The sequence below is a fragment of the Gymnodinialimonas ceratoperidinii genome, assembly GCF_019297855.1.
GTDB classification, from domain to species: Bacteria; Pseudomonadota; Alphaproteobacteria; order Rhodobacterales; family Rhodobacteraceae; genus Gymnodinialimonas; species Gymnodinialimonas ceratoperidinii.
Window position 1 is genome coordinate 2,655,651 of record NZ_CP079194.1, and the last position, 24,094, is coordinate 2,679,744.

Sequence of the window (24,094 nt, forward strand, 5' to 3'; positions counted from 1 at the left end):
GCCGGGGACGCCGAAGGGTCATGCCAGATGCCGGCCTATTAGGACCGGCGCGGGGTCGCTACGGCTCAATCCAGAGCCGCGCCGCGCAGGTCTTCCAGAATGCGCTGCGCCTCGGAGCCCTGAACCTTCTGGATGTCGTCCTGATACTTCAGGATCGCCCCCAGCGTATCGGCAATGACCTCGGGGCTCAGCGCGATCACGTCCAGTGCCAGCAGACACTTCGCCCAATCGAGCGTCTCAGCCACACCGGGGCGCTTGAACAGATCCTCGGTGCGCAGACGCTGCACGAAGGCCACGATCTCGCGGCTCAGTGCGGTGTCAGCCTCCGGCACCCGCGCCCGGAGGATCGCCATCTCGCGCTCCAGATCGGGATAATCCACCCAATGATAGAGGCACCGTCGCTTCAGCGCGTCATGCACCTCTCGTGTCCGGTTCGAGGTCAGGATCACGATCGGCGGCTCCGAGGCTTTCACCGCCCCCAGTTCCGGGATCGTGACCTGAAAATCCGAGAGCGCTTCGAGCAGGAAGGCCTCGAAAGGCTCATCGGTGCGGTCGATCTCGTCAATCAACAACACCGGCGGCCCGGCGGGGTCACCGCGCATCGCTTGCAACAGCGGGCGCTCTATCAGGAACTCCTCGCCGAAAAGCTCGCGCGTGAGGGCGGCCTTGTCGGCACCACCACTGGCTTCGGCGGCGCGGATTGCGATCATCTGGGCGGCGAAATTCCATTCGTAGACGGCGCTGGAGGCGTCCAGCCCCTCGTAGCATTGCAGCCGGATCAGCCGCCGCCCCAATGCTGCCGAAATTGCCTTGGCGATCTCGGTCTTCCCGGTCCCCGCTTCCCCCTCCAGGAACAGCGGACGCTTCAATGTCAGCGCAAGATAAACGACCGTCGCAAGGGCCCGGCCACAGACGTATCCCTCATCGGCCAGAGCCGCCTGAACCTCATCAATCGATTGAAACGTCGCCATATTTCCTCCCGCTTTCGACCATCAATGCCAGCCACGGGCCCGGGGTCAAGGCGCAGCCTGCGCGGAGCCCTGCCGAGCCGCTGCAAAACGGGTTAACCACATTGCCGCAACGTTAAGGATCTGTTCACCATATCCCACCGAAATGCCCGCCTCCCATCGCATCCTTGCCACAGTCTGCCGCGATACACTGCGGCATGGCACAAGCCGACAGTTTTCACACTCAACCGGTCCCGGAGTATGCCCCTCGATGCCCGACACCCAAGCCCCTCTCGACCCGCGTCAATCCTGGCTACGTCACATGGGCCGCATCGGGGCCGCCCACGGCTTCTTCAACCGGATCTCGTCCCGCCACATGGCGCTCTTCGTGGATGAAGGCGATACCCTCGTGCTCAGCTTCGACCGGGCGGATCGCACATGGGATCAAGGCGACCGAGGCCTGCCGCTCGGCTTCGACTGCCTGCGCGCGCTGGAGTTTTCGCTGCTGTCGATCCTGTCAGCCGGCCAAACATGGTTCCGGGACGCGGCGGTCGAGACCCTGCTGCAAGGGCTCGTCGACGACGGCTTCTTCGCCAGCTACAAAACCGTGCTGATAATCGCCAACGGCCCCGATTGTGGCCATGCCGCCGCCCGCGCGGCCCGCTTCGTGCCCGGCGCGCAGGTCCTGCTCAACCGCCCCGCAGCCGCCACCAGTGCCACCCATGCGCCGTTCGAGCGCCGCTTCAAAGCCAGCCGCCAGCACGATCCTGACACGCCCCCCCCGCTCGGCCCCGAGGCCCTGCAAACGGCCGCGTCAACCACGATCCTGTTCGATCCGAAAAACCCATCCGAAGCCGCCCAGGCCGCCCTCTTCCGCGCGCCCAACACCGCGCGCGTCGGCCTGCCCTACAGCGGCTCGGCCCTCGAGCACACTTTCACGAAAGGCGAGGTCCTGGTCCCCCTCGCCCGCCTCATGCAGGGCAAAGCCCTCACGCCCGCAAAGGCCCGCAAAATCCTGCGCCCCAGCTTGCGCCGCGACCCGGACTACCTCGCCCGCCTCAGCGCCGCCGCGATCCGCAAAGGGCATGTCGCCCGCGCCGCAACCATCAACGACAACGCCCCCGAAACGGCCACCCCCTAGCCCCCCCTTCCCTGTTCCCAAAATATCCCGGGGAGTGTGAGGGGCTGGCCCCTCACGCCAAACGCCACCTTAATACGCTACGCCTCGAACTGCGCGTCCACCGGCACCTGCATGCCGGTCACCAGACCGTTCGTCTGCATCGCCATGCCGATCACCGCCAGCATCTCTCCATACATGTCGTCTGACAGGCCTTTCGCCTTCGCACTCGCCGTGTGGGAGTGCACGCAGTAGGAGCAGCCGTTGGCCGTGCTCACCGCCACATAGAGCATCTCTTTCACCAGCGGATCCAGTGCGCCCGGCGCCATCACCACCTTCAACCGCTCCCACGTGGCCTTCAGCAGCGCCGGGTCATGGGCCAGGGCACGCCAGAAGTTGTTCACGTAATCGGTGCCCCGCACCGCCCGGATATCCTCGAAGACGGCCAGCGCCTCGGCGCTGACCTCCTCATCGCTCAACAGCGCGACCGTTGCCATGGAGATACCCTCACACCATCGCGAAGATGCGCGCCGGCCCGCCGGTGCCGCCCGCGTGCTTCGGCGCGCCGATGATCAGCGTCGCGCCCGAGGCGGGGACCTGGTCCAATCCGGCGAGGCATTCGATCCCGAACCGCCCCGCGGGCAGCCAGGCGTAGTGGGTGGCGAAATCGGCCGAGATCCCGTGATCGAGCGAGAGCGTATCCACCGCGATCGAGCGCGCTCCCGTCTCCAGCAGCATCTGTGTCGCCTCCGCATGAAAACCCGGATAATGCTGCGCGGTGCCATCGAAACCCCGGAACGCGTCGCTGCTGATCTTGGAGGCCCACCCCGAATGCATCGCGACACAGGCGCCATCGGGGATCTCGCCATTGGCGTCGATCCACGCCGAGATATCGTCGGGCGTCACCGTCGTATCCGCGTCCTCCTCGGCCCGCGCCGCGATGTCGATCACGCAAAGCGGCGCCACTAGGTCCGTGACCGGGATCTCGTCGACCGAGGCCCCGTCGGCGCTGAAATGCAACGGCGCATCGATATGGGTGCCCGTGTGCTCGTTCACCGTCAGGTTGAAGAGGTTGAAGCCATCATCGGCGAAATTGAACAATTGCTCGCGCGAGAATTGGCTCTCGCCGAAATAGGTCGGGAAGTCCTCGCTCAGCGTGTGGGTCATGTCGTGGAAGGTCCCGTGTCCCTCCGCCATCGCGGGCGTCGTGGGCGCGAAAGTTGCCGCTGTGGCGCCAGCGGCCGCGGCCGCACCGCCCTTGAAGAATGAGCGCCGCGACAGCATCCGCTCCTTGACCGAGTTCATTACGCAAATATCACACATCACTCATTCTCCTGTGGTTGGTTTCCCTGCTAATTCAGGTCTTTATCGTCTCAAGTATGTCTCCAGATCACGCGCGCGCCGCTCCGTGAGCCGAGCCATGCAGCCCCAATGCAGCATGGCCTCGCCCGAGCCGCCGCGCATGGCGTCGGCCTCCATGTCGCAGGTCGCGTCGCGGTAGGTCATCCAGGCCCGCTGCGCCACGCGCAGGCGTTCCTCGTCCTCGCCATCGCGCTCGGCGATGACCTGCTGGTAGGCGTTGTTGAGTATGCGGTCCCAAAAGGCATGCTGCTCCGCAAGGCACTGGTTGATCCCCTGCTGCGGCAAGGACTCCAACGCTTCGCAATCCCAGTCCTGAGCCGAGGCCGCACCGGCGACCGACACGGCAAGCGACACTGAGACGACGAACCCCGCCGCGTTGAAACGTCCTCTGTCCCCAGTGCCTTGCATGCCACATCCCCGAACACCGCCCCGCGCGGTCTCGGGCGCATGGTGGAACATCATGGGGCGTTCGTCTACTCCCCCGCGCGCCGCCTTCCCCCTTTGCTTGCCCGCGCCCATCGTGTAGCGAACACCGCGATGACACAGACACTCACGATCCGCCGCCCCGACGACTGGCACCTGCATCTGCGCGACGGCGCGATGCTTCGCGCCGTCCTGCCCGAAACCGCCCGCCATTTCGCACGCGCCATCATCATGCCGAACCTCGTGCCCCCGGTGGTGACAGCCCAGGACGCCCGCGCCTACCGCGACCGGATCCTTGCGGCCCTGCCCGCCGGCGCCGACTTCACCCCGCTGATGACGCTCTACCTCACCGAGCAGACCGACCCAGACGACGTCGAAGCCGCCTTCGCCGACGGGCTGATCCACGCGGTCAAGCTCTACCCCGCCGGTGCCACCACCAATTCGCAATCCGGCGTCAGCACCCTGAAAAACGTCTACCCGGTGCTGGACCGCATGGCGAAAATCGGCCTGCCGCTTTGCATCCACGGCGAAGTCACGACCCCCGAGGTCGATATCTTCGACCGCGAAGAAGCCTTCCTCGAGCGCGTCCTGATCCCGCTGCGCGCCGACCTGCCCGAGCTGAAGATCACGCTGGAGCACATCACCACCGCCCAGGGCGTCGACTATGTAGCCGAGGCCGATGGTGACATCGCCGGCACGATCACCACGCATCACCTGATGATCAACCGCAACCACATGCTCGTGGGCGGCATCCGCCCGCATTACTACTGCCTGCCGATCGTCAAGCGCGCCGCCCACCAGCAGGCCCTGCGCGCCGCCGCCACCTCCGGCAACCCGCGTTTCTTCCTCGGCACCGATTCGGCGCCGCACCTCGACGGCGCCAAGGAAAGCGCCTGTGGCTGCGCCGGTGTCTTCTCGGCGACCAACACCATGTCCTGCCTGGCCCAGGTCTTCGAGGAAGAGAGCGCCCTCGACCACCTCGAGGCCTTCGCCTCCCTCAACGGCCCGGCCCGCTACGGCCTGCCCGTGAACGAGGACACGATCACGCTGGAAAAGCGCGCGACCCCCTGCGACTACCCCGCCCGTTTCGAGACGGAGGACGGCCCCCTCACCCTCTTCGATCCTGCCACCCCGCTCCATTGGCACGTGACCTGACCGAGGCTCGCTCCTTCATCTTGGCAAATACAACTCACTCCCACCCTCGCCCCTGATCCCCGCCGCTAGAGGTTCCCATGATCCCCTCCGCCTACCCGTCCGACGCCACCATGGCCGCGATGACCGCGCGCATGCTGCTCGATATCCGCGCCGTTCATTTCAATACAAAAGATCTGTTTACCCATGCCTCCGGCAAGCAGGCACCGACCTATATCGACTGCCGCAAACTGATCTCGCACCCGCGCATCCGCTCGACGGCGATGGACTTCCTGACCTGCAAGGTCATGCGCGACGCAGGCCTCGAGGCCTTCGACAACATCGCCGGCGGCGAGACCGCAGGCATCCCCTTCGCCGCCTTCGTAGCCGAGCGCATGGCGCTGCCGATGTCCTACGTGCGAAAGAAACCCAAGGGCTACGGCCGTGCGGCCCAGATCGAGGGCGAGATGCCCGAGGGCGCGCGGGTGCTGCTGGTGGAGGACCTGACCACCGACGGCGGCTCGAAACTGAAGTTCGTCGATGCGATCCGCGCCGCTGGCGCCTCTTGCGCCCACACGGCCGTCGTTTTCTCCTACGGCAACCTGCCGGACACCGAGCGCAATCTCGCGGCCCACGGCCTCACGCTTCATTCGCTCACCACCTGGGCCGATGTCATCACCGAGGCGCGGCGTGGCGGCGATTTCGACGCCGAGACGCTGGAGGAGGTCGAGCGATTCCTCGACGACCCCGAAGGCTGGCGCGCGAGTCGGGGGCTGAGCTGAGGTCCGACGCGACGTTAATAAAATTCGGCGTGGCGATCGGGCCACGCCAATGCGCGCCTCTAAGCACATCTTGACGCAGCGGCGACCCCTGACACATTATCTAGTCAGTTCTCGAGATCTCTGCCGAGAGTGAAAGTTACTCACAGAGTTACCAAAGTTGACGGCCCCGCAGGCGCGCCCTTTATACGGATCCGATCAACACAGAGCACCGAGGCGCGCACGACCTGCCAGTCGTGCCATTGACCCGTGGCACTTGCTCGCCAGCCGCATCCGGGGGGACCACATGAATGAGATCGCCGCTTTGAATCCGTCGCTGCCCATGGGCGTTTCCCCAGAGGCCGAAGCCGTGGAACAGGCCCCGACGTTGCCGCACAATATCGAGGCCGAACAACAGCTTCTCGGCGCGATCCTGACCTCGAACGACGTGCTCGACCGGGTCGACGACCTCGTCAAGCCCGACCATTTCCACGATCCCGTCCATGCCGAGATCTTCACCATGGCCGCCGCGCGCATCGCCAAGGGCCTGCAGACCGATGCCACGACACTCAAGACCTTCGCCTCGGACATTCCGGGCCTGAAGGAGTTGGGCGGCGCCGAATACCTCGTGAAGCTGCAGCTCTCCGCCATCGCCACCTCGGCGGCGCGCGATTACGCACAACTCATCCACGACCTCGCGGTGCGCCGCGAGTTGATTGACCTCGGCAACCGCGTCACCGACCGCGCCCGCGCCATGCGGGACGACGTGGCCCCCGATGACCAGATCGTCGCCGCCGAGAGCGAGCTCTTCGCGCTGGCCTCCACCGGCTCGACCAACAAGGGCTTCCAGAGCTTCCTGCACGCTCTCCACGACGCGGTGCACATGGCGAACGAGGCCTACAACCGCCAGGGCGGGCTGGCCGGCGTCTCCACCGGGCTGACCGACCTCGACCGGATGCTCGGCGGCCTGCACAAATCCGACCTCCTGATCCTCGCCGGGCGACCCTCGATGGGGAAGACGTCGCTGGCGACCAACGTAGCCTTCAACGTGGCCAAGGCCTACCGCGAGGGCATCAAGGAGGACGGCAACCAAGGCACGGTGGACGGCGGCGTGGTGGGCTTCTTCTCGCTCGAGATGTCCTCGGCACAGCTGGCGCAGCGGATCCTCTCCGAAGCCGCCGAAGTGCCGTCGGAGCTCATTCGCAAGGGCGACCTGAACGAGCAGGAATTCCAGCGCTACCTCAAGGCCGCAGGCGACCTGGAGCGCTGCCCGCTCTATATCGACGACACGCCCGCCCTGCCGATCGCCCAGGTGGCGGCCCGTGCGCGGCGCCTGAAGCGCTCGCCCAAGGGGCTGGATCTGCTGATCATCGACTACCTGCAGCTGCTCAAGGGTTCCGGCAAATCCGACAACCGGGTGAACGAGGTCTCCGAGATCACGCAGGGCCTCAAGGCCATCGCGAAGGAGCTCGACATCCCGGTGATCGCCCTGTCCCAGCTCTCGCGTCAGGTCGAAAGCCGCGAAGACAAGCGCCCGCAGCTGTCGGACCTGCGGGAATCCGGCTCGATCGAGCAGGACGCGGACGTGGTAATGTTCGTCTACCGGGGCGAGTACTACAAGGAACGCGAGAAGCCCGGCGAGGACAACCTCGAGGCCATGACCAAGTGGCAGCAGGACATGGAGCAGCTTCACGGCAAGGCCGAGGTGATCATCGGCAAGCAGCGCCACGGTCCCGTGGGCTCCGTCGAGCTGGCCTTCGAGGGCCGCTTCACCCGCTTCGGCAACCTCGCCCACCCCCGCCACGTCGATTCCGACGGCTACTGAATCGCAGAAATCTCTTGCAAGAGATTTGCCCAAGGTCTTGCAAGACCTTGCCGCCACTTCCTTGCAAGGAAGTGGACAGGCTCTTGCAAGAGCCTTGACGCGCCAACCGATTGGTCGCACGAACCCGCCATGGCAGTTGGAACACTCACCATCGATCTTGGCGCGCTAGTCGCGAACTATCGCGCGCTGGCCGCGCGGGCCGCGGTCGAGACGGCCGCGGTGGTGAAGGCCGGCGGCTACGGCCTTGGCGTGGCCGAGGTCAGCCGAGCGCTCGCCGATGCCGGCGCCCGACAGTTTTTCGTCGCCACGGCCGAGGAAGGCGTGACCCTGCGCGCGACCCTCGGCTCCGGGCCTGCGATCGGCGTCTTCTCCGGCCATACGGCAGGCGACACCGCGATGATCCGGGACGCCGACCTCACCCCCATGCTCAACTCGCCTGAGCAGATGCAACGCCATCGCACCGCCCTGCCGGACCACCCCTTCGGCGTCCAACTCGACACGGGCATGAACCGCCTCGGTGTTGAACCGGGCGACTGGACCGAACTGCGCGATCAGGGGAAGGGGGCGAGCCTCCTGATGTCGCACCTCGCCTGCGCCGATGAGCCGACCCACCGGCAGAACACCGCCCAGCTGGCGAAATTTCACGCGATGACCGACGGGATGGCGGCGCCCAGATCCCTCGCGGCCACGGGCGGCACGCTTCTGGGATCAGACTACCATTTCGACATGATCCGCCCCGGCGTCGGCCTCTACGGCGGCCTGCCCTTTGCCGAGGCTCGCCCCGTCGTGCGCCTGTCCCTGCCGGTGATCCAGATTCGCACAGTTCACCCCGGCGAGAGCGTCGGCTACGCGGCCGCCTACCAGCCTGACACCCCGCGACAGATCGCGACCCTGTCCGCGGGCTACGCCGACGGCTTGATCCGCGCCCTCTCATCGCGCGCGACGCTCTGGGACGGAGACCACCCCTGCCCCCTCGTCGGTCGCGTCTCGATGGATCTGCTCACGGTCGACGTCACCGAATGCCCCGCTCCGCCCGAAAGGCTCGACATTCTCGGACCGCATCAGGGCGTCGATGACCTCGCCGCCGCCGCAGGCACGATCGGCTACGAGATCCTCACCTCCCTGGGCGCCCGCTACGTCCGCGAGTACATCCAATGACGCTGACAGCCCCCGTCGGCGCCCTCGGCCGCGCGCTTCTCACCTTTCTGGCCAGCATCGGACAGGTCGGCCTTTTCGCCGCCTCCGCCCTGCGCCACCTCGTCACCCCGCGCTATTACCTGCGCGAGACGGCACAGCAATTCCTCGCCATCGGCTGGCTGAGCCTGCCGGTCGTGGGCCTCACCGCGCTCTTCACCGGCGGCGCGCTGGCGCTGCAGATCTACGCCGGCGGCGCGCGCTTCAATGCCGAGGCCGTGGTCCCCCAGATCGTGGCCATCGGCATCGCCCGCGAACTCGGCCCGGTCCTCGGCGGCCTCATGGTCGCAGGCCGCGTCGCTGCCGCCATCGCGGCCGAAATCGGCACCATGAAAGTGACCGAGCAGATCGACGCCCTGCGCACGCTCTCGACCCATCCGATGAAATACCTCACCGCCCCGCGCCTGATCGCCGCCACGCTCTCTCTGCCCCTCCTCGTGGCCGTCGGCGACAGCATCGGCATCTTCGGCGGCTACCTCGTCTCCACCTCGCGGCTCGGCTTCAACGAGGCCGCCTATCTCGCCAATACCGCCGATTTTCTGCAGGTCTGGGACGTGACCTCCGGGCTGCTGAAAGGCGCGGTCTTCGGCTTCATCGTGGCGCTGATGGGCTGCTATCACGGGATGCATTCCGGCCGCGGCGCCCGCGGCGTGGGCCGTGCCACAACCTCCGCGGTGGTCTCGGCCTCGATCCTCATCCTCGCTGCCAACTACCTGCTGACAGAAGCGTTCTTCTCCGCATGACCCTGCAACCACCCAAGCCAGAGAACCGCGCTCCTTCTTCATCTTGGCCCTACAACTCCGGGGGTGTGGGGGCTGGCCCCCACCCGGCGCCACGGGGGTACCGGCCATGACGGCAAAAATCTCTCTCGACGGTCTCAGCAAATCCTTCGGCACCAAGCACGTCCTGCAAGGGATCTCGCTCAACGTGGCCGAGGGCGAGAGCCTCGTGGTAATCGGTGGCTCGGGCACAGGCAAATCGGTGCTGCTGAAATGCATCCTCGGCCTGATCAAGCCGGACGCGGGCACGATCCGCGTGGACGGGGCGGCGCAATCCACCAACCCGGCCTTCCTTGACCGTTTCGGCATGCTGTTTCAGGGCGCGGCCCTCTTCGATTCCATGCCAATCTGGCAGAACGTGGCCTTCCGCCTGCTTCAAGGCAAAATCTCGCGCCGGGACGCCCGCGAGCGCGCGATCGAGAAGCTGCGCCGCGTAGGTCTCAATCCCGATACCGCCGACCTCTTCCCGTCCGAGCTTTCGGGTGGCATGCAAAAACGCGCGGGGCTCGCGCGCGCCATTGCCTCGGACCCCGAGATCATCTTCTTCGACGAGCCGACCACCGGCCTCGACCCGATCATGTCGGGCTTCATCAACGACCTGATCGGAGAGATCGTCTCCGAGATGGGCGCCACCACGATCACGATCACCCACGACATGACCTCCGTCCGGGCAATTGCCACCACGGTGGCGATGCTCCACGACGGCAAGATCCGCTGGCACGGGCCGGTGGAGGAGATGGACCGGGCCGATGACCCCTATCTGCGCCAGTTCATCGGCGGCCACGCCCAAGGCCCGATCGAGACCCTGCGCTAGGGCTTTCCCCTTGCACCCCCGCGCGCCGCGCGCCACACCCGTTTCATGAACCCCGATATGCTTCCAGACGACTTCGGCGGCGTCCTGAGCCAGGGCGAACTGACCCTCGTGATCATCGGCGCGATGCTCCTGCGCGCGGTGCCCCTGCTGGTGCTGGCATCGTCACTCGTCAAGCTGAAGCGCTTCCCCGCCCTGCGCGCGCTCCATTTCACGTTGCTTGCCTCGGTCCTTCTCATCGGGGTTCTCGCCCTGATCGAAGTGGCCCTGCCGGCACTGGTGCCATCGGCCAACATCTGGTCATCGCTGTGGATCTTCGCCGTGGCGTGGCTCTGCGTCACCTGGACCCGCTCGGCGATCAAGACCGGTCTGCGACCGCGCGTTCTGGACATTGCCACACTCGCCGCATTGGCCGGGACCGCCCTGGCGCTCTTCCTGCCTCTGGCGACAAGCACCTGAGGCGCGGGAGGCCCCTATGACCCCCATCGCCCTGATCGAGGCTCTTGCCACCCTGCTTTGGTCCTACGCCGCGCTGACCGCCCTTGTCTGGGCGCTGCACCTGCGGCGCGAGGATCAAGGCGCCCATGTCCCCGCGATGACCGAGTTGTTGAGCCATCTTGTCCCGGCGATGATCATCCTCGTCGTGGTCGTGCTTGTCGGCGCGCTTATCGGGCTGCCGAGCGTCGTGGCCTTCATCGCGCTGCTCTTCCCGGCAGGCCTCGCCTATGGCTTCCATATGGCGCTGACCGACCTGCGCGATACGCCCACGGGCCGCCAGGACCTGCCCCGGCTCGCCCTCAGCCTCGGCCTCGCCGCCGTGGTCATCACGTTCCGACAGCTCACCTGAGCGCCCTGCACAAGGCTCTGCCCATGCCCAAGGCCCTGATCGTCGCCAATCTCCTCCTGTTCATCGCCTTCCCTGTCTCTTGGGCCGCGCCGCTCCTGCGCGCGGGCCTGCTGCCGCTCTTCGGCCTGTCCGAGGTCTCGATCCTCTCTGGCTTGGGCGCACTCTGGTCCGATGGAGAGGTCGCGCTGGCGGCGCTGGTGGCGCTCTTTGCGCTGGTGCTGCCGATGGCCAAGACCCTGCTGCTGGCCATGATCCACCTTTCGCGCGCGCCCGCCCGGCTGCTGCCTGCGCTGGAGCTGGCTGGCAAGCTGGCCATGGCCGACGTCTTCCTCGTCGCGGTCTACATCACCCTCGCCAAGGGGCTCTCGGTCGGCCGGGTGGAGACCGCCTGGGGCCTGTGGCTCTTCACCGGCTGCGTGCTGGCCTCGCTGGCCCTCTCGGTGCTGACCTCCCGATACGAAACAGCCCGCGCGAGTTAGACGCGGGCCGCAACGGCTTTTGCAATGTCGGGGCGGCTCAGAAGGTGAAGGCCACCCGCAGTCCGCCGGAGACGGAGCGGAAATCGCCGCCAAGGCCGCTCACCTCGACCGCGGAGCGCAGGCCGAGGCCGCTGGTAAGCGCCATGTCCGCGCCGAGTTCCACGCGCCCGGTCCAGCCCTCGTCGGCCAGCAGGTCGCTTGCCAGAACCGAGGAGGCATCCTGCGTCAGGTAATCGGCGTGGATGCCGGTAAACAGCGAACCCGCGCCGGTTTGCTGCGTCAGCCGCCCGCCCAGGGAATACTGGCTGAAGGTCACGTCGCCCGAGGTGCCCGCCAGGGTGCCGCCGGTCCCGTCGACCTCTTCACGGCCGTGGAGCAGCCCGAGGGTGGGGGTCAGGGTGACGCGGTCGGAGACGGCGAGGTCATAGCCGCCCTCGAAAGACAGCGCCGAGATCGTCACGTCCGCCGAGCCGTCGCCGCCGAGCGAGACCTGATCGAAAGAGCCGCGCCCGTGCAGCAGGCCCGCCGTGCCGCTCCATGCGCCGGAGCGATAGGCGAGATAGGGCTGGAAGTAGGTGTAGCTGCCCTCGGAAGTCGTGCCAGCGTCCGACGAGGTCACGTTGGTGTAGCCGAGCGAGACGCCCGCCACCATGTTCGGCCCGATCGCCACGTCGGCGCCGATCTGCAGGCCGCCGCCCTCCAGAGTGCCGTCGCCGCTGCCGAAGCTGTCGGAGCGGAAGCCCGTCACCTCGGCCCAGGTGTAGAGGTTGCCCATCATCCCCGGCGCGCCCGAGGTGGACATCACCACACCGCCCGCATCCGGCCCGGAAGCGACCCGCGTGAAGCTGAGCCGCCCGTCGCGGGTGGCGAGGCTCACCTCGCCGGCATTGCGCACGACGCCATCGGCACCGACAACCACCAGTCGCGCCGAGCCACCCGAGGCCGCAAGCGCCGCGGCAAGTTCCTCTTCCACGGAGGGACCGAGGTTGAGGATCTCGAAGAGGACATGAAAATCATAGTCTACCAATGCCGAAACGCCTGGCGCCACGAGCAACTGATATGCGCCGGCGGGCCGATCGATGAAATCGAGCACGATGTCACCTTCAAACTCGGCCTCATCTGCGTTGAGCACGGTGAACGGCTGCTCGATTTCGCCGCCAAGTCGGTCAGGGATTGGATCGTCCGGCGCTACGAGAAAGAAAATTGGACGATATTCCTTCACTGGGGGGCCGTCGATCTCACTGATCAGTTCCGGTGAGGTAGGACCATCATGAACTGTCGCCGGTTGGATCTCGATGGGCCCATCTATACCATTGGAAACGAGGTTATACTCCATGCGATCGAAGCGGATCGCGAACCTTGAGCTATCGGGAATCTGGATGCGGAACACGTCAAATCCGGTCCGGTAGCCTTCCAAATCGTACGCGAACCGCGGGCCGTAGTTGTTACCGCTTGCGGTGTAGGAACCACTCTGCGCCGATGCCACGCCTGCGATTGCCGTCGTGGCCAAGAGCGCCGCAGCGCCCAGTCTCAAGATTTTCATGTAGTTGTCCCGTATTCTGCTTCTTGCCCCGTTTCCGGCGTCTGTCGCACCGATGGGGGTTGTACCATTGAAGGAGATACATCCGATAATGATATGAAATGAATATGTTTTTTCCGAGACTTCAAGCTTTCGCGTCCCTCGTGACCTTTACGCAACGACAGGCGGCAGAGCCATCGCAACGGCGCCCCTGACCCGGCACACGCACCTCTTTCCCCTCTCGGCGCGCTCGGCTACACCGCATTCATGGCCAAACCCGTCACCCAATTTACCTGTTCCAACTGCGGCGCGATCCACAAGAAGTGGTCGGGGCGCTGTGACGATTGCGGCGAGTGGAATACGATCCGCGAAGAAACGCCGCTTGGCACCGGCCCCGGCAAGGCGGCGCTTGGCTCTGCCAAGGGCAAGCGGATGATCCTCAAGGACCTGCGCACCAAGGAGGCCCCGCCGCCGCGCCAGTCTGCCGGGGTGGCGGAGCTGGACCGGGTTTTGGGGGGCGGCCTCGTGCCGGCCTCGGCCACGTTGGTCGGCGGCGATCCGGGCATCGGCAAATCGACGCTTCTGTTGCAGGCCGCTGCCGCCTTCGCGCGGCAGGGGCTGAAGGTCGTCTATGTCTCGGGCGAGGAAGCGACGGCGCAGGTGCGGATGCGGGCCGAGCGGCTCGGCCTGTCGGAATCCGCCGTGATGCTCGCCTCCGAAACCAACCTGCGCGACATTCTCACCACGCTGGAGGCCGAGGCCCCGGACCTCGCGATCATCGACTCGATCCAGACCATGTGGCTCGACACCGTGGACAGCGCGCCCGGCTCGGTGAGCCAGGTGCGCGCCTCCTCGCATGAGCTGACGACCTTCGCCAAGCGCCGCGGCACCTCCGTGATGCTGGTGGGCCATGTCACCAAGGAGGGCCAGATTGCCGGTCCCCGCGTGGTCGAGCACATGGTCGACACGGTGCTCTATTTCGAGGGCGAGCGCGGCCACCAGTTCCGCATCCTGCGGTCGGTCAAGAACCGCTTCGGCCCCGCCGACGAGATCGGCGTCTTCGAAATGACCGGACGCGGTCTGGCGGAGGTCTCCAACCCCTCCGCCCTGTTCCTGTCCGACCGCGAGCAACCGGCGCCCGGATCGGTGGTTTTTGCCGGCATCGAAGGCACACGGCCGGTGCTGGTGGAATTCCAGGCGCTGGTGGCGCCCTCCAACCTCAGCCAGCCGCGCCGTGCGGTCGTGGGGTGGGACGGCTCGCGCCTGTCGATGATCCTCGCCGTGCTGGAAGCGCGCGCGGGCATCTCGTTCCAGGGGCTCGACGTCTACCTCAACATCGCCGGCGGCATGCGGATATCCGAGCCCGCCGCCGACCTTGCCGTGGCGGCAGCCCTGCTGTCGGCCCGCGAAGACGCCGCTCTGCCCCGCGAAACCGTGGTTTTTGGGGAACTTTCCCTTTCCGGCGCGCTTCGTCCCGTATCGCAGGCGGAAAACCGGTTGAAAGAGGCGGTGAAACTTGGTTTTTCGACAGCAATCGCGCCGACCGGCTGTCGGATCGCGGACAATGCAGGTGTCAGCGTCAAATCCTTCTCGGATCTCCCCACTTTCGTGGGCGATGTTTTTGGGGCAGGTTGACCTGCAAAACTTGCGCCAGAGAATGACCCCGCAGGCCGGGGAAGCGATTTAAGAGGGCGGACATGGACGGATTTACTATCTTTGACGGGATCGTCGGCGGCGTGATCGTCATCTCGGCGATTCTGGCCTATGCGCGCGGATTTATCCGTGAGGTCATGTCGATCGTCGGCTGGATCGCGGCCGCGATCATCGCGTTCATCTTTGCCCCCAACGCCTTGCCGCTGGTGCTGGAGATCCCCTACCTGGGCGATTTCATCGGCGAGAGCCGCGAATTGGGCATCCTTGCCTCCTTTGCCATCGTCTTCGTCGTGGCGCTGGTGGTCGTATCGCTGTTCACGCCGCTGTTCTCCTCCGTCGTTCAACGCTCGCCCCTCGGCGGGATTGATGCGGGTCTGGGCTTCCTCTTCGGCGTCGCGCGCGGGGTGTTGCTGGTCGTGGTGGCGTTGATTGCCTACGACCGCATCGTGGGTGACGAGCCCATCCCGGCGGTGTCGGAGAGCCGATCGGCGGCGGTCTTCGCCAACATGCAGGAATCGGTCGAGGCGCAGATCCCCTCGGACATGCCGGGCTGGATCCTCGATCGCTATGAGACCCTGATCGACGGCTCGGCGCCCGCGGTTGAGGACGATGCCGCGGTCGAGGTCGAGGTCGAGGATACGGCGACCGAGTAAGCGCCCGCTCCGGCAGACGCCTGCCACGGCTTCAAGCTTTAACTGAAACGCGCGAGGGCGGGCCGCTGCCCTTCCGCCCTCGTCTCGGCAAAGACCCGCGCAAAGGCGCGCGGTCAGCGCCGCCCGAAGGTGAGGCTCAATCCGGCCAGCAGCAGGATCGCCGCGCCGCCGGTGTACATCCAGAACCCCGCGCGGATGAAGTCGCCCATCAGGTCGTAGACCTGCCCCAGATCCTGGAAGTTGACCGAGAACGGCAGGCCGAAATCGGCCCGGACGTCTTCGGCGCGCAGGTAGTAATGCACGATCAGGACCAGTGGCGACAGGCCGGCCAGAAGCGCCAGCGCCCCCGCCGCGCGGGCCAAAAGGGCAACGAATGCAGCAAGCCCGGCCAAGGCGAAGCCGCCGAGGAAGACCCAGGCCTGCCACGGCCCCTCCATGATCATCCCCCGCAAGCGGTCGCCGATCAGCACCGAGGGCGAGATTTCCTGCCCGGCGAAGGGCGGCTCGATCCATGTGACGAAGTAGCTCGCGGCCATCGCGGCCCCGGCCAGAAATATAAAGAAACGCATGTGCCTGCTCCGCCTGCTTTTGCCTTTGATTAAGCGACATTCTACCGCAAACGCCACTTCCGGTCCATTGCAGCGACATTGCGTACATGATCGTTTGGTGACACCGGCGCGCGGTCGTCTTATGTGTTCGGCACGCACAGAAAGGATTCGCCCGATGGACGAGACAGCCTTCCCCCAGCATCCGTTCGATGCCCGCGACGATGACAAGTTGCGCGAGGAATGCGGTGTGTTCGGCGTGATTGGCGTGGCAGACGCGGCCAACTTCGTGGCGCTCGGCCTGCACGCCCTGCAACATCGCGGACAGGAAGCGGGCGGCATCGTCACCCATGACCCGGAAGCGGGCTTCTCCTCGGCGCGGCGCTTCGGCTACGTGCGCGACACCTTCACCTCGCAGAAGGTAATGGAGACGCTGCCCGGCTCCATCGGCATCGGTCACGTGCGCTATTCCACCGCCGGCTCCAAGGGCGCGACGCAGATCCGCGACGTGCAGCCCTTCTTCGGCGAATTCGCCATGGGCGGCGCCGCGATCGCGCACAACGGCAACATCGTGAACGCCGACGAACTGCGCAAGGAGCTGATCGAGCGCGGCTCGATCTTCCAGTCCTCCTCCGACAGCGAATGCATCATCCACCTGATGGCCCGCTCCCTGCAGCGCAACATCCCCGAGCGGATGAAGGATGCGCTGCGCCGGGTCGAGGGGGCCTTCTCGGTCGTCGCCATGACCCGCACCAAGCTGATCGGCTGCCGCGACGCGCTTGGCGTGCGGCCGCTGGTGATCGGCAAATTGGGCGAGGGCTATGTCCTGTCGTCCGAGACCTGCGCGCTCGACATCATCGGCGCCGAGCTGATCCGCGAGGTCGAGCCGGGCGAGATGGTCGTCATCACCGACAAGGGCATCGAATCCGCCAAGCCCTTCAACCAGAAACGCCCGCGCTTCTGCATCTTCGAGCATGTCTATTTCTCGCGCCCCGACAGCATCATCGGCGGCCGCTCCGTCTATGAGACGCGGCGCCAGATCGGGGTGGAGCTGGCCAAGGAAGCGCCCGTCGATGCCGATCTCGTCTGCCCCGTGCCCGACAGCGGCACGCCGGCGGCCATCGGCTACAGCCAGGAATCGGGCATCCCCTACGCCATGGGGATCATCCGCAACCAGTACATGGGCCGGACCTTCATCGAGCCCTCCGAGCAGATCCGCAACATGGGTGTGCGCCTGAAGCTGAACGTCAACCGCGCGCTGATCCGTGGCAAGCGGGTGATCCTTGTCGATGACAGCGTCGTGCGCGGCACGACCTCGCGCAAGATCAAGGAGATGATCCTTGATGCAGGCGCGGCAGAGGTGCATTTCCGCATCGCCTCCCCGCCCACGGCATGGCCCTGCTTCTACGGCGTCGACACCCCGCAGCGCGAGAAGCTCCTGGCCGCCACCATGTCCGAGGAAGAGATGCGCGACCACCTCGCCGTCGACAGCCTCAAGTTCATCTCGCTCGACGGGCTCTACCGCGCCGTGGGCGAGGCGAACGGCCGCGACCCGGCCCAACCCGCCTACTGCGATGCCTGTTTCTCGGGCGAATACCCCGTCGTGCCCACCGACCAGATCGCGAAAGGGTTCGAGCTGGTGGAGGCGGCCGAATGATCCGCCTGTTCCGCCGCCAGAAAGCTGCCCCCATCGTGCCCGAGGCCGAACTGGCCCGTCGGCTGGTTGATCCGACCTATACCTGCGCGTGCTGCGGCGAGGTCGTGAACGCGGTGCGCTGCCTCCACCCCGAGGCACCCTTCAGCTGGAAGAACCCACCCGAACCCGCAGATGATGCGGTTTTCGACGAGGGCGGGGCGGAAATCTTCACCTACAATTACGCGCGGCGCGACGGCGACAACCTCTTGCGGGCCTATCTGCCGATCCCCGTGAAAGGCACGGAAGGCTCGGTCTTTCTCGGCGTCTGGTGCAGCTTGAAGGTCGGCAACCACGCCCGCTTCCGCGCCGCGCAACAACGTGGCGATGCCGACAAGCTCGGCGATCTGCACTCCTGGCTCTACACGCAACTGCCGCGTCTGACCGGTCCGCTTCTGACCGAGGGGGTCGTGGTACCCTATTCCGAGGGGCGCACGCCGCTCTATTGGATCACGACCGAAAAGCACCCGTTCTATGCCGCACAGCAGGAGGGGCTGACCGCCTCGGCAATCCTCGATGTGTATGAGAGCTTCGGTTGCGGCGACGTGGTGGCGCATCTGAGGGCATGAGCGCGCCGCTGTCGCTCAGGCCTCACCACATCCTCTGCGCGCTCGGGTTCGAGGGGCATGGCTACTCTGATGCCTTCACCGCGAACATGGAAGCGATCGTGATCGGACAGCTTCGCACCGAAGCCGGGGATGAGACCGTGATCCAGATCACCGGCGGTGCCGATGCCATCTGCGCGCCCTGCCCTCGTCGGCGTGGCGCGGGGTGCGAAGCGCAGACCGAGATCGACACGCTCGACCGCGCCCATGGCGAGGCCTTGCACATTGCCCCCGGTGACCGCCTGACGTGGAAAGCCGCGCAGGACAGAGTGCGTGAAAACGTGCGACCGGATGATCTCGACATCATCTGCGCGGGCTGCCGTTGGCTGTCCCTTGGCCTGTGCAAGGCCGCCGTGGCCCGTCTGCACGACTAAGAGGCATCCCAACGAAAAACGCCGCCCCGAGGTTCGGGACGGCGCCAACTCCACTGGTTGTGGAAGATCTCAGTCGGCTTTGCGCGCGGCGAGGGCCGCCCATGCGCCGGTCACGATCAGCGCGGCAAGAACCGCTTTGACCGCGTCGCCGATCAGGAAGGGAGCCACGAAGTGGGTCCAGTAGAAGCCCACGCCCTGACCGGCCCAACCGGCGTCCAGCCCGAAGGTGCCTGCAACCGCCATGGGCCACGCGAGGCCGGGGATGTAGAGAAGCGCGGAGATGACCAGCGCCGACAGGGTCGTGCCGATCACGCCGCGGGCGATGCCCCGCTCAGCCGCCCAACCGGCGGCCCAAGCCATGAACACGAAGCCCAGAAGGAAACCGGCCGTGGGACCGGCGAAGGCCAGGCCGTTCATGCCGTTGGCGAAGACCGGCAGACCCATGGCACCTTCCGCGAGGTAGGCCAGCAGGGTCGCCGCGCCGAGGCGCGAGCCGAAGGTGAAGCCGACAGCCAGGATCGCCAGCGTCTGCAGCGTCATCGGGACCGGGATCATCGGCACCGAGGTCTGTGCGGCAAGCGCGATGACAGCCGTGCCGCCCAGAACCAGCAGGGCTTTGCGAACGAGGCCCTCTTGTCCCAGTGTGGCGGAGAGAAGTGTAGCGTTATGGCCCATCTTTGAAGGCTCCCTGTGCTATGTCCCATATCAGTGAAAGGTCCGATGACCCTTTGACGCAAGGGTATACCCCTTGCGCTTGGGCGTGCAAGCAGGCAACAGGCGGCGCATGACTGAAAACATGCCTCTCAAACCCCTCTCCGGTAAAATCGCGCTGGTCACCGGCGCTTCGCGCGGGCTCGGCGCCGCCTCGGCGCTGTGGCTGGCCGAACAGGGTGCCCATGTGGTCGCCGTCGCGCGCACCATCGGCGGGCTGGAAGAGCTTGACGACCGGATCAAGGCGGCCGGCGGCCAGGCGACGCTCGCGCCCATGGACATTTCCGACGACGGGGCGATTTCGCATCTGTGTCGGTCGCTCCACGACCGGTGGGGCCGCGCCGATATCTGGGTGCACGCCGCGATCCACGTCAGCGCGCTGACCCCGGCGCCCCATGTTCAGGTGAAGGATCTGGACAAGGCCGTGGCGACCAACATCCGCGGCATCTCGCGCCTGATCGCCAATGTCGAGCCGCTGATCGCCCCCTCCGATGCACCCACCGCGATCTTCTTCGACGACGCGTGGGAAGAGAAATACGCCGGGCCCTACGCCATGTCGAAAGCCGCACAGCGTGCGTTGGTACAGTGCTGGCAGGCCGAGACGGCGAAGCAGGCGACCTCGGTCCATCTGCTGAGGCCGAAGCCGATGCCGACCGCCGTACGCGCCCGCTTCTATCCCGGTGAGGACCGCGCGCCGCTGGCAGACCCGGCGCAAGAGGCCGCGCGCCTTCTGGCACCGATCCTGATCCCGTAGGAAGAAACGAGCGAGGCCGCCCTTTCGCGGGACGGCCTCGACACTTCAACAAATGGTTTAACTCTCAGGAAGCCTCGTTCCGGGTGGCGGCTTCCATGGCCTCGGCCATCGCCTCGGCCCGCGCGGCGAGATCGGCGAAACCTGCGCTCAGCGCCTCGGGCACCTCCGCCGGCGCCGTGGACCCGGACGCCCCGGCCTCCTGAAGATCCGCGATCTTGCGCCCCCGGTCCGCCAGACGCTCTTCCGCCGAGCGCAAGGCCCGGTCCTGCGTCGCGATCTTGTCCTGCAGCTCGCGCAAGTCATCTTCCAGCGCCGCCGTCTTGTCCGCCAGCATCAGGCCCGCCATCAGCAGCATCCGATCCGGCGGCATCCGCCCGATCTGCCCCAGAACCACGGAAGCCTCCGTGTCCAGCATCTTGGCTGCGGCGTGCAGGAATTGTTCCTCGCCGTCCTGACAGGCAACGGAGAAGACTCGCGTTCCGATCTCGATTTGCACCTCAGGCATCTGCGCCTCCCTCGGCCCGGTCCAGCCCGGCCTGCATGTCGTGAATGATCCGGTCCAGCTCTGCGGCGTCGGTTTCGCGCAGCTGGCGCAGGGTTTCGACCTCGGCCAGCAGGCCTTGATCCAGCACCGCCGCGTCGACCCCTGCCCCGCTTTGCAGCAGGGAAACCTGCGCGGCGAGATCCTCGGCCCGGGTCCGCATCAGGCGCAACTGGCGCCGCAACACGAGCACGCGCTCATCGACGCTGGCGCCGGTGGCCTCTTTTAGTTCATCCAGAGCGTCCGTTGCTGCATCGCAGGCCGTGCGCGCCTGATCCCGCTCGATCCGGGCGCGTTCAACCCGGCGGCCCATGACGGCGAGCGCCTTCTCCATGTCTTCGGGCTCGGCTTCCGGCTCTGCGGGGGCCGCGTCGGCCTTTGGCTCGGCGCTTTGCGCGGCCTGCGCGGCCTCCAATGCCGACTGCATCTCGTCCAGCTTGGTCCGCATCTCTGCCAGCGCCGCGTCCTTCTCGGCGAGCTCTGATTGCGCGGCACCGCGAGAGGCCTCTGCCGCCGCCAGCTTCTGTTCAAGCGCCGCCAACGTAGCGGCATCGGTGCCGGGGGTCTGGGCGGCATGGGCGATCGCGGTCTCGGCTTCGGCGCGGGCGGCCTCTGCCTCGGCACGGGCCGAGGTGACATCGCTTTGGGCCTCGCTCAGGGCGTCCTGGGTCTCCGACAGCCGATCCTCCAGTGCGCTCACCCGTTCCGCCGCTTCCGCCGCGCGGGCCTCGGCTTCCTGTTGCGCGGTCTCGGCTTCCTGACGGGCAGATTCAGCCTCCTTGCGGGCAGACTCGGCCTCCTGCCGGGCGGTCTCGGCCTCTGACGCGGCTTGCTCTGCTTCGCGCTTTGCAGCCTGCGCGGCCTCTAGCTCGGCGCGGGCCTGTGCCGCGGCCTCTTCCGCTTGCGGATCCGGTTGCGACGCCTGCTGCGCTTCGGTCTGGGCCGCAACGCCCGCCGCAATGCGGTCCAGCGCCTGCGACAGCCGCTTTTCCAGCGCGCTTAGGTGTTCAAAATCGGCAGTGTCGCTCATGACAGCCGGTGCCCCCTCAACTTCCCCGCATAACCGCGGTGTTTGGATTCCCACCTGCCCTGTCCCGTCGCCCTTGCCGGGCGTGGCGTCGCAGATGTCGTGTGTAGTGCCTGTATCGCACCGCTATTTGGGGGTCAAACCGCAACCCTTTGCAAGGTTTTCTGCTCATTTGGAGACGTTTTAGGCCGGAAACGGCCCGTCAAACGGCTCTGAGCGCCTTGCACTTCATCCGGCCTTTGGTATCACCGCTGCAACCATAGCCATTGCTGCCACAAAGGATCCTTCCATGGACATCAAAGCCCTTGCAAGCGCCCACCCCGATCATTGGGCCCGTGCCGCCTGCATCCGCACCCTGACGCTGGACGCCGTGGCTGCCGCCAATTCCGGCCACTCCGGCATGCCGATGGGCATGGCTGACGTGGCGACCGTGCTTTATGACAAGCACCTCTCCTTCGATGCTTCCAATCCCGATTGGCCCAACCGCGACCGCTTCATCCTGTCGGCGGGCCACGGCTCCATGCTGCTCTACTCGCTGCTGCACCTGACCGGCTACGAGGACATGACGCTCGAGCAGATCAAGGACTTCCGCCAGTTGGGCGCGATCACCGCCGGCCACCCGGAATACGGCCACGCCAAGGGCATCGAGACGACGACCGGCCCTCTCGGTCAGGGCATCGCCAATGCCGTGGGCTTTGCCATGGCGGAAGAGCATCTGCGCGCCGTCTGGGGCAAGAAGATCATCGATCACTACACCTACTGCATCGCCGGTGACGGCTGCCTGATGGAGGGGATCAGCCAGGAAGCGCTGGCACTGGCCGGCCATCAGGAGCTGTCGCGCCTGATCGTGCTGTGGGACGACAACGGCATCACCATCGACGGCAAGGTCTCCATGTCCGACCGCACCGACCAGAAGGCGCGGTTCGCCGCCTCTGGGTGGGATGTCTTCTCCTGCGACGGCCACGACCCCGAAGACATCGACCGCGCGCTGACCGAGGCGAAAGCCTCGCCGCGCCCCGCGATGATCGCCTGCAAGACCCACATCGCCATCGGCTCCTCGGCGCAGGACACCGCCAAGGGCCACGGCGCGCTGACCGATCCGGAAGTGGTAGCCAACACCAAGGCCGCCTACGGATGGGAGCACGCGCCCTTCGAGATCCCTGCCGAGCTGAAGCAATGGTGGGAAGAAGTCGGCCGCCGCGGTGCCGAGGATCGCAAGGCATGGGAAGAGCGGTTCAACGCGCTTTCCGCCGGCAAGCAGTCCGAATTCACCCGCACCTTCGCCGGCGAGATGCCCAAAAAGCTCACCGCCACGATCAAGGCGCTGAAAAAGCAGCTCTCCGAAGAGCAGCCCAAGGTCGCGACCCGCAAGGCCTCGCAGATGGCGCTTGAGGTGATCAACACGATCGTGCCCGAAACGCTCGGCGGCTCCGCCGACCTGACCGGCTCGAACCTGACCCACACCGGCGGGCTTGGCATCTTCTCGCCCGAGGATCGCAAGGGCCGTCACATCCATTACGGCATCCGTGAACACGCGATGGCGGCGGCGATGAACGGCATGATCCTGCACGGCGGCATCAAGCCCTACGGCGGCACATTCTTCACCTTCACCGACTACGCCCGCCCCTCCATGCGCCTCTCGGCCCTGATGGAGATCGCGCCGGTCTACGTGATGACCCACGACAGCATCGGCGTGGGCGAGGACGGCCCGACGCACCAGCCCGTCGAGCATCTCGCCATGCTGCGCGCGACGCCGAACATGAACGTCTTCCGCCCCGCCGACGCGGTGGAAACCGCCGAGGCATGGGAGCTGGCGCTGACGGCAAACAAGACCCCCTCCACCCTCGCGCTGTCGCGTCAGGGGCTGCCGACTGTCCGCACCGAGCACAAGACCAAGAACCTCACCGCTCAGGGCGCCTATGTGTTGGCCGATGCAGAGGGCAAGCGTCAGGCAATCCTGATGGCCACGGGTTCCGAGGTTGCCATCGCGATGGAGGCCCGTGACCTGTTGCAGGCCGAGGGCATCGGCACCCGCGTCGTCTCCATGCCCTGTTGGGAGCTGTTCGAGCAGCAGGACGAAAGCTACCGCAAGCGGGTTCTGCCCGGCGGCCCGGTCCGCGTGGCCGTGGAAGCTGCTGCCGATTTCGGTTGGGACCGCTGGTTGTTCAGCGAGCGCGGCAAGCGCGACAAGGGCGGCTTCGTGGGCATGACGGGCTTCGGCGCCTCCGCCCCTGCCGGTGATCTCTACAAACACTTCGGCATCACGGCCGAGGGTGTTGCCGAGAAGGTCAAATCGCTGCTCTGAGCCGCGCGACCGTTCAAGATCAAGCCCGCCTGAGCGCTTCG

At 66.3% G+C, this 24,094-nt stretch carries 26 protein-coding genes; 17 read left to right on the top strand and 9 right to left on the bottom strand.

Annotated features, from left to right (window positions below; genetic code table 11):
- Positions 1–65 precede the first annotated feature (65 nt).
- Positions 66–971 carry an AAA family ATPase gene (locus KYE46_RS12810; RefSeq protein WP_219001005.1) on the bottom strand — a complete coding sequence of 302 codons (906 nt, stop codon included), beginning with the start codon at positions 969–971 and terminating at the stop codon, positions 66–68.
- A 247-nt stretch (positions 972–1,218) separates the two neighbouring features.
- Here KYE46_RS12810 and KYE46_RS12815 point away from each other — a divergent pair, with 247 nt between their 5' ends.
- Entirely contained in the window at positions 1,219–2,088 is an 870-nt protein-coding gene (locus tag KYE46_RS12815) for a hypothetical protein (protein WP_219001006.1), read from the top strand.
- Between the two features lie 77 nt (positions 2,089–2,165).
- Here KYE46_RS12815 and KYE46_RS12820 read toward each other — a convergent pair whose 3' ends face one another.
- From KYE46_RS12820 to KYE46_RS12830, 3 genes are read right to left on the bottom strand one after another with little or no spacing between them, the layout of a single operon-like run.
- Positions 2,166–2,561 carry a carboxymuconolactone decarboxylase family protein gene (locus KYE46_RS12820; protein WP_219001007.1) on the bottom strand — a complete coding sequence of 132 codons (396 nt, stop codon included), beginning with the start codon at positions 2,559–2,561 and terminating at the stop codon, positions 2,166–2,168.
- Positions 2,562–2,571: 10 nt separating this feature from the next.
- Positions 2,572–3,387, bottom strand: coding sequence for a cyclase family protein (locus KYE46_RS12825; RefSeq protein WP_219001008.1), 816 nt, complete (start codon positions 3,385–3,387; stop codon positions 2,572–2,574).
- 42 nt (positions 3,388–3,429) lie between these two features.
- Positions 3,430–3,834: a lysozyme inhibitor LprI family protein gene (locus tag KYE46_RS12830; RefSeq protein ID WP_219001009.1), complete on the bottom strand. Its 405-nt coding sequence runs from the start codon at positions 3,832–3,834 to the stop codon at positions 3,430–3,432.
- 129 nt (positions 3,835–3,963) lie between these two features.
- Here KYE46_RS12830 and pyrC point away from each other — a divergent pair, with 129 nt between their 5' ends.
- The 9 genes from pyrC to KYE46_RS12875 all read left to right on the top strand — a co-directional run bounded on the left by pyrC (position 3,964) and on the right by KYE46_RS12875 (position 11,673).
- A complete protein-coding gene (pyrC, locus tag KYE46_RS12835; protein WP_219001010.1) occupies positions 3,964–5,004 on the top strand; it encodes a dihydroorotase in 1,041 nt (346 codons plus the stop codon).
- 77 nt (positions 5,005–5,081) lie between these two features.
- Positions 5,082–5,762 carry an orotate phosphoribosyltransferase gene (locus KYE46_RS12840; RefSeq protein ID WP_219001011.1) on the top strand — a complete coding sequence of 227 codons (681 nt, stop codon included), beginning with the start codon at positions 5,082–5,084 and terminating at the stop codon, positions 5,760–5,762.
- A gap of 283 nt (positions 5,763–6,045) precedes the next feature.
- Entirely contained in the window at positions 6,046–7,563 is a 1,518-nt protein-coding gene (locus tag KYE46_RS12845) for a replicative DNA helicase (protein ID WP_428845061.1), read from the top strand.
- A 129-nt stretch (positions 7,564–7,692) separates the two neighbouring features.
- The gene (gene alr, locus KYE46_RS12850; RefSeq protein WP_219001012.1) at positions 7,693–8,721 is read left to right on the top strand and encodes an alanine racemase; all 1,029 of its coding nucleotides are present in this window, start codon (positions 7,693–7,695) and stop codon (positions 8,719–8,721) included.
- Positions 8,718–9,500 carry an MlaE family ABC transporter permease gene (locus KYE46_RS12855; RefSeq protein ID WP_219001013.1) on the top strand — a complete coding sequence of 261 codons (783 nt, stop codon included), beginning with the start codon at positions 8,718–8,720 and terminating at the stop codon, positions 9,498–9,500. The genes alr and KYE46_RS12855 overlap by 4 nt, the downstream gene beginning before the upstream one ends.
- Positions 9,501–9,606: 106 nt before the next feature.
- The gene (locus KYE46_RS12860) at positions 9,607–10,350 is read left to right on the top strand and encodes an ABC transporter ATP-binding protein (protein ID WP_219001014.1); all 744 of its coding nucleotides are present in this window, start codon (positions 9,607–9,609) and stop codon (positions 10,348–10,350) included.
- Positions 10,351–10,395: 45 nt separating this feature from the next.
- Complete coding sequence (locus KYE46_RS12865) at positions 10,396–10,806, top strand: hypothetical protein (protein ID WP_219001015.1); 411 nt, start codon at positions 10,396–10,398, stop codon at positions 10,804–10,806.
- 16 nt (positions 10,807–10,822) lie between these two features.
- Positions 10,823–11,194: a hypothetical protein gene (locus tag KYE46_RS12870; RefSeq protein WP_219001016.1), complete on the top strand. Its 372-nt coding sequence runs from the start codon at positions 10,823–10,825 to the stop codon at positions 11,192–11,194.
- A gap of 23 nt (positions 11,195–11,217) precedes the next feature.
- Positions 11,218–11,673 carry a paraquat-inducible protein A gene (locus KYE46_RS12875; RefSeq protein ID WP_219001017.1) on the top strand — a complete coding sequence of 152 codons (456 nt, stop codon included), beginning with the start codon at positions 11,218–11,220 and terminating at the stop codon, positions 11,671–11,673.
- A gap of 37 nt (positions 11,674–11,710) precedes the next feature.
- Here the strand turns inward: KYE46_RS12875 and KYE46_RS12880 are convergent, their stop codons facing one another.
- Positions 11,711–13,216 carry an autotransporter outer membrane beta-barrel domain-containing protein gene (locus KYE46_RS12880; RefSeq protein ID WP_219001018.1) on the bottom strand — a complete coding sequence of 502 codons (1,506 nt, stop codon included), beginning with the start codon at positions 13,214–13,216 and terminating at the stop codon, positions 11,711–11,713.
- 243 nt (positions 13,217–13,459) lie between these two features.
- Here KYE46_RS12880 and radA point away from each other — a divergent pair, with 243 nt between their 5' ends.
- Together radA and KYE46_RS12890 are read left to right on the top strand one after the other, a co-directional pair.
- Entirely contained in the window at positions 13,460–14,827 is a 1,368-nt protein-coding gene (radA, locus tag KYE46_RS12885) for a DNA repair protein RadA (RefSeq protein ID WP_219001019.1), read from the top strand.
- A gap of 62 nt (positions 14,828–14,889) precedes the next feature.
- Positions 14,890–15,498, top strand: a complete 609-nt coding sequence (locus KYE46_RS12890) for a CvpA family protein (RefSeq protein WP_219001020.1) — start codon at positions 14,890–14,892, stop codon at positions 15,496–15,498.
- Between the two features lie 113 nt (positions 15,499–15,611).
- Here KYE46_RS12890 and KYE46_RS12895 read toward each other — a convergent pair whose 3' ends face one another.
- Positions 15,612–16,067 carry a hypothetical protein gene (locus KYE46_RS12895; protein WP_219001021.1) on the bottom strand — a complete coding sequence of 152 codons (456 nt, stop codon included), beginning with the start codon at positions 16,065–16,067 and terminating at the stop codon, positions 15,612–15,614.
- A gap of 154 nt (positions 16,068–16,221) precedes the next feature.
- On the opposite strand from KYE46_RS12895, the gene purF reads away from it, so the two are divergent.
- From purF to KYE46_RS12910, 3 genes are read left to right on the top strand one after another with little or no spacing between them, the layout of a single operon-like run.
- A complete protein-coding gene (gene purF / locus KYE46_RS12900; protein ID WP_219001022.1) occupies positions 16,222–17,700 on the top strand; it encodes an amidophosphoribosyltransferase in 1,479 nt (492 codons plus the stop codon).
- Entirely contained in the window at positions 17,697–18,305 is a 609-nt protein-coding gene (locus KYE46_RS12905) for a DUF2199 domain-containing protein (protein ID WP_219001023.1), read from the top strand. The genes purF and KYE46_RS12905 overlap by 4 nt, the downstream gene beginning before the upstream one ends.
- Positions 18,302–18,715, top strand: coding sequence for a DUF1284 domain-containing protein (locus KYE46_RS12910; protein WP_219001024.1), 414 nt, complete (start codon positions 18,302–18,304; stop codon positions 18,713–18,715). The genes KYE46_RS12905 and KYE46_RS12910 overlap by 4 nt, the downstream gene beginning before the upstream one ends.
- Before the next feature lie 69 nt (positions 18,716–18,784).
- Here KYE46_RS12910 and KYE46_RS12915 read toward each other — a convergent pair whose 3' ends face one another.
- Positions 18,785–19,390: a biotin transporter BioY gene (locus KYE46_RS12915; protein WP_219001025.1), complete on the bottom strand. Its 606-nt coding sequence runs from the start codon at positions 19,388–19,390 to the stop codon at positions 18,785–18,787.
- 121 nt (positions 19,391–19,511) lie between these two features.
- On the opposite strand from KYE46_RS12915, the gene KYE46_RS12920 reads away from it, so the two are divergent.
- Entirely contained in the window at positions 19,512–20,180 is a 669-nt protein-coding gene (locus tag KYE46_RS12920) for an SDR family NAD(P)-dependent oxidoreductase (RefSeq protein ID WP_219001026.1), read from the top strand.
- A 64-nt stretch (positions 20,181–20,244) separates the two neighbouring features.
- Here the strand turns inward: KYE46_RS12920 and KYE46_RS12925 are convergent, their stop codons facing one another.
- On the bottom strand, positions 20,245–20,685 hold the full coding sequence (locus KYE46_RS12925; RefSeq protein WP_219001027.1) for a cell division protein ZapA: 441 nt from the start codon (positions 20,683–20,685) through the stop codon (positions 20,245–20,247).
- The gene (locus KYE46_RS12930; RefSeq protein ID WP_219001028.1) at positions 20,678–21,751 is read right to left on the bottom strand and encodes a coiled-coil domain-containing protein; all 1,074 of its coding nucleotides are present in this window, start codon (positions 21,749–21,751) and stop codon (positions 20,678–20,680) included. The genes KYE46_RS12925 and KYE46_RS12930 overlap by 8 nt, the downstream gene beginning before the upstream one ends.
- A 286-nt stretch (positions 21,752–22,037) precedes the next feature.
- On the opposite strand from KYE46_RS12930, the gene tkt reads away from it, so the two are divergent.
- Positions 22,038–24,053, top strand: a complete 2,016-nt coding sequence (gene tkt, locus KYE46_RS12935) for a transketolase (RefSeq protein ID WP_219001029.1) — start codon at positions 22,038–22,040, stop codon at positions 24,051–24,053.
- Positions 24,054–24,094: the final 41 nt, after the last annotated feature.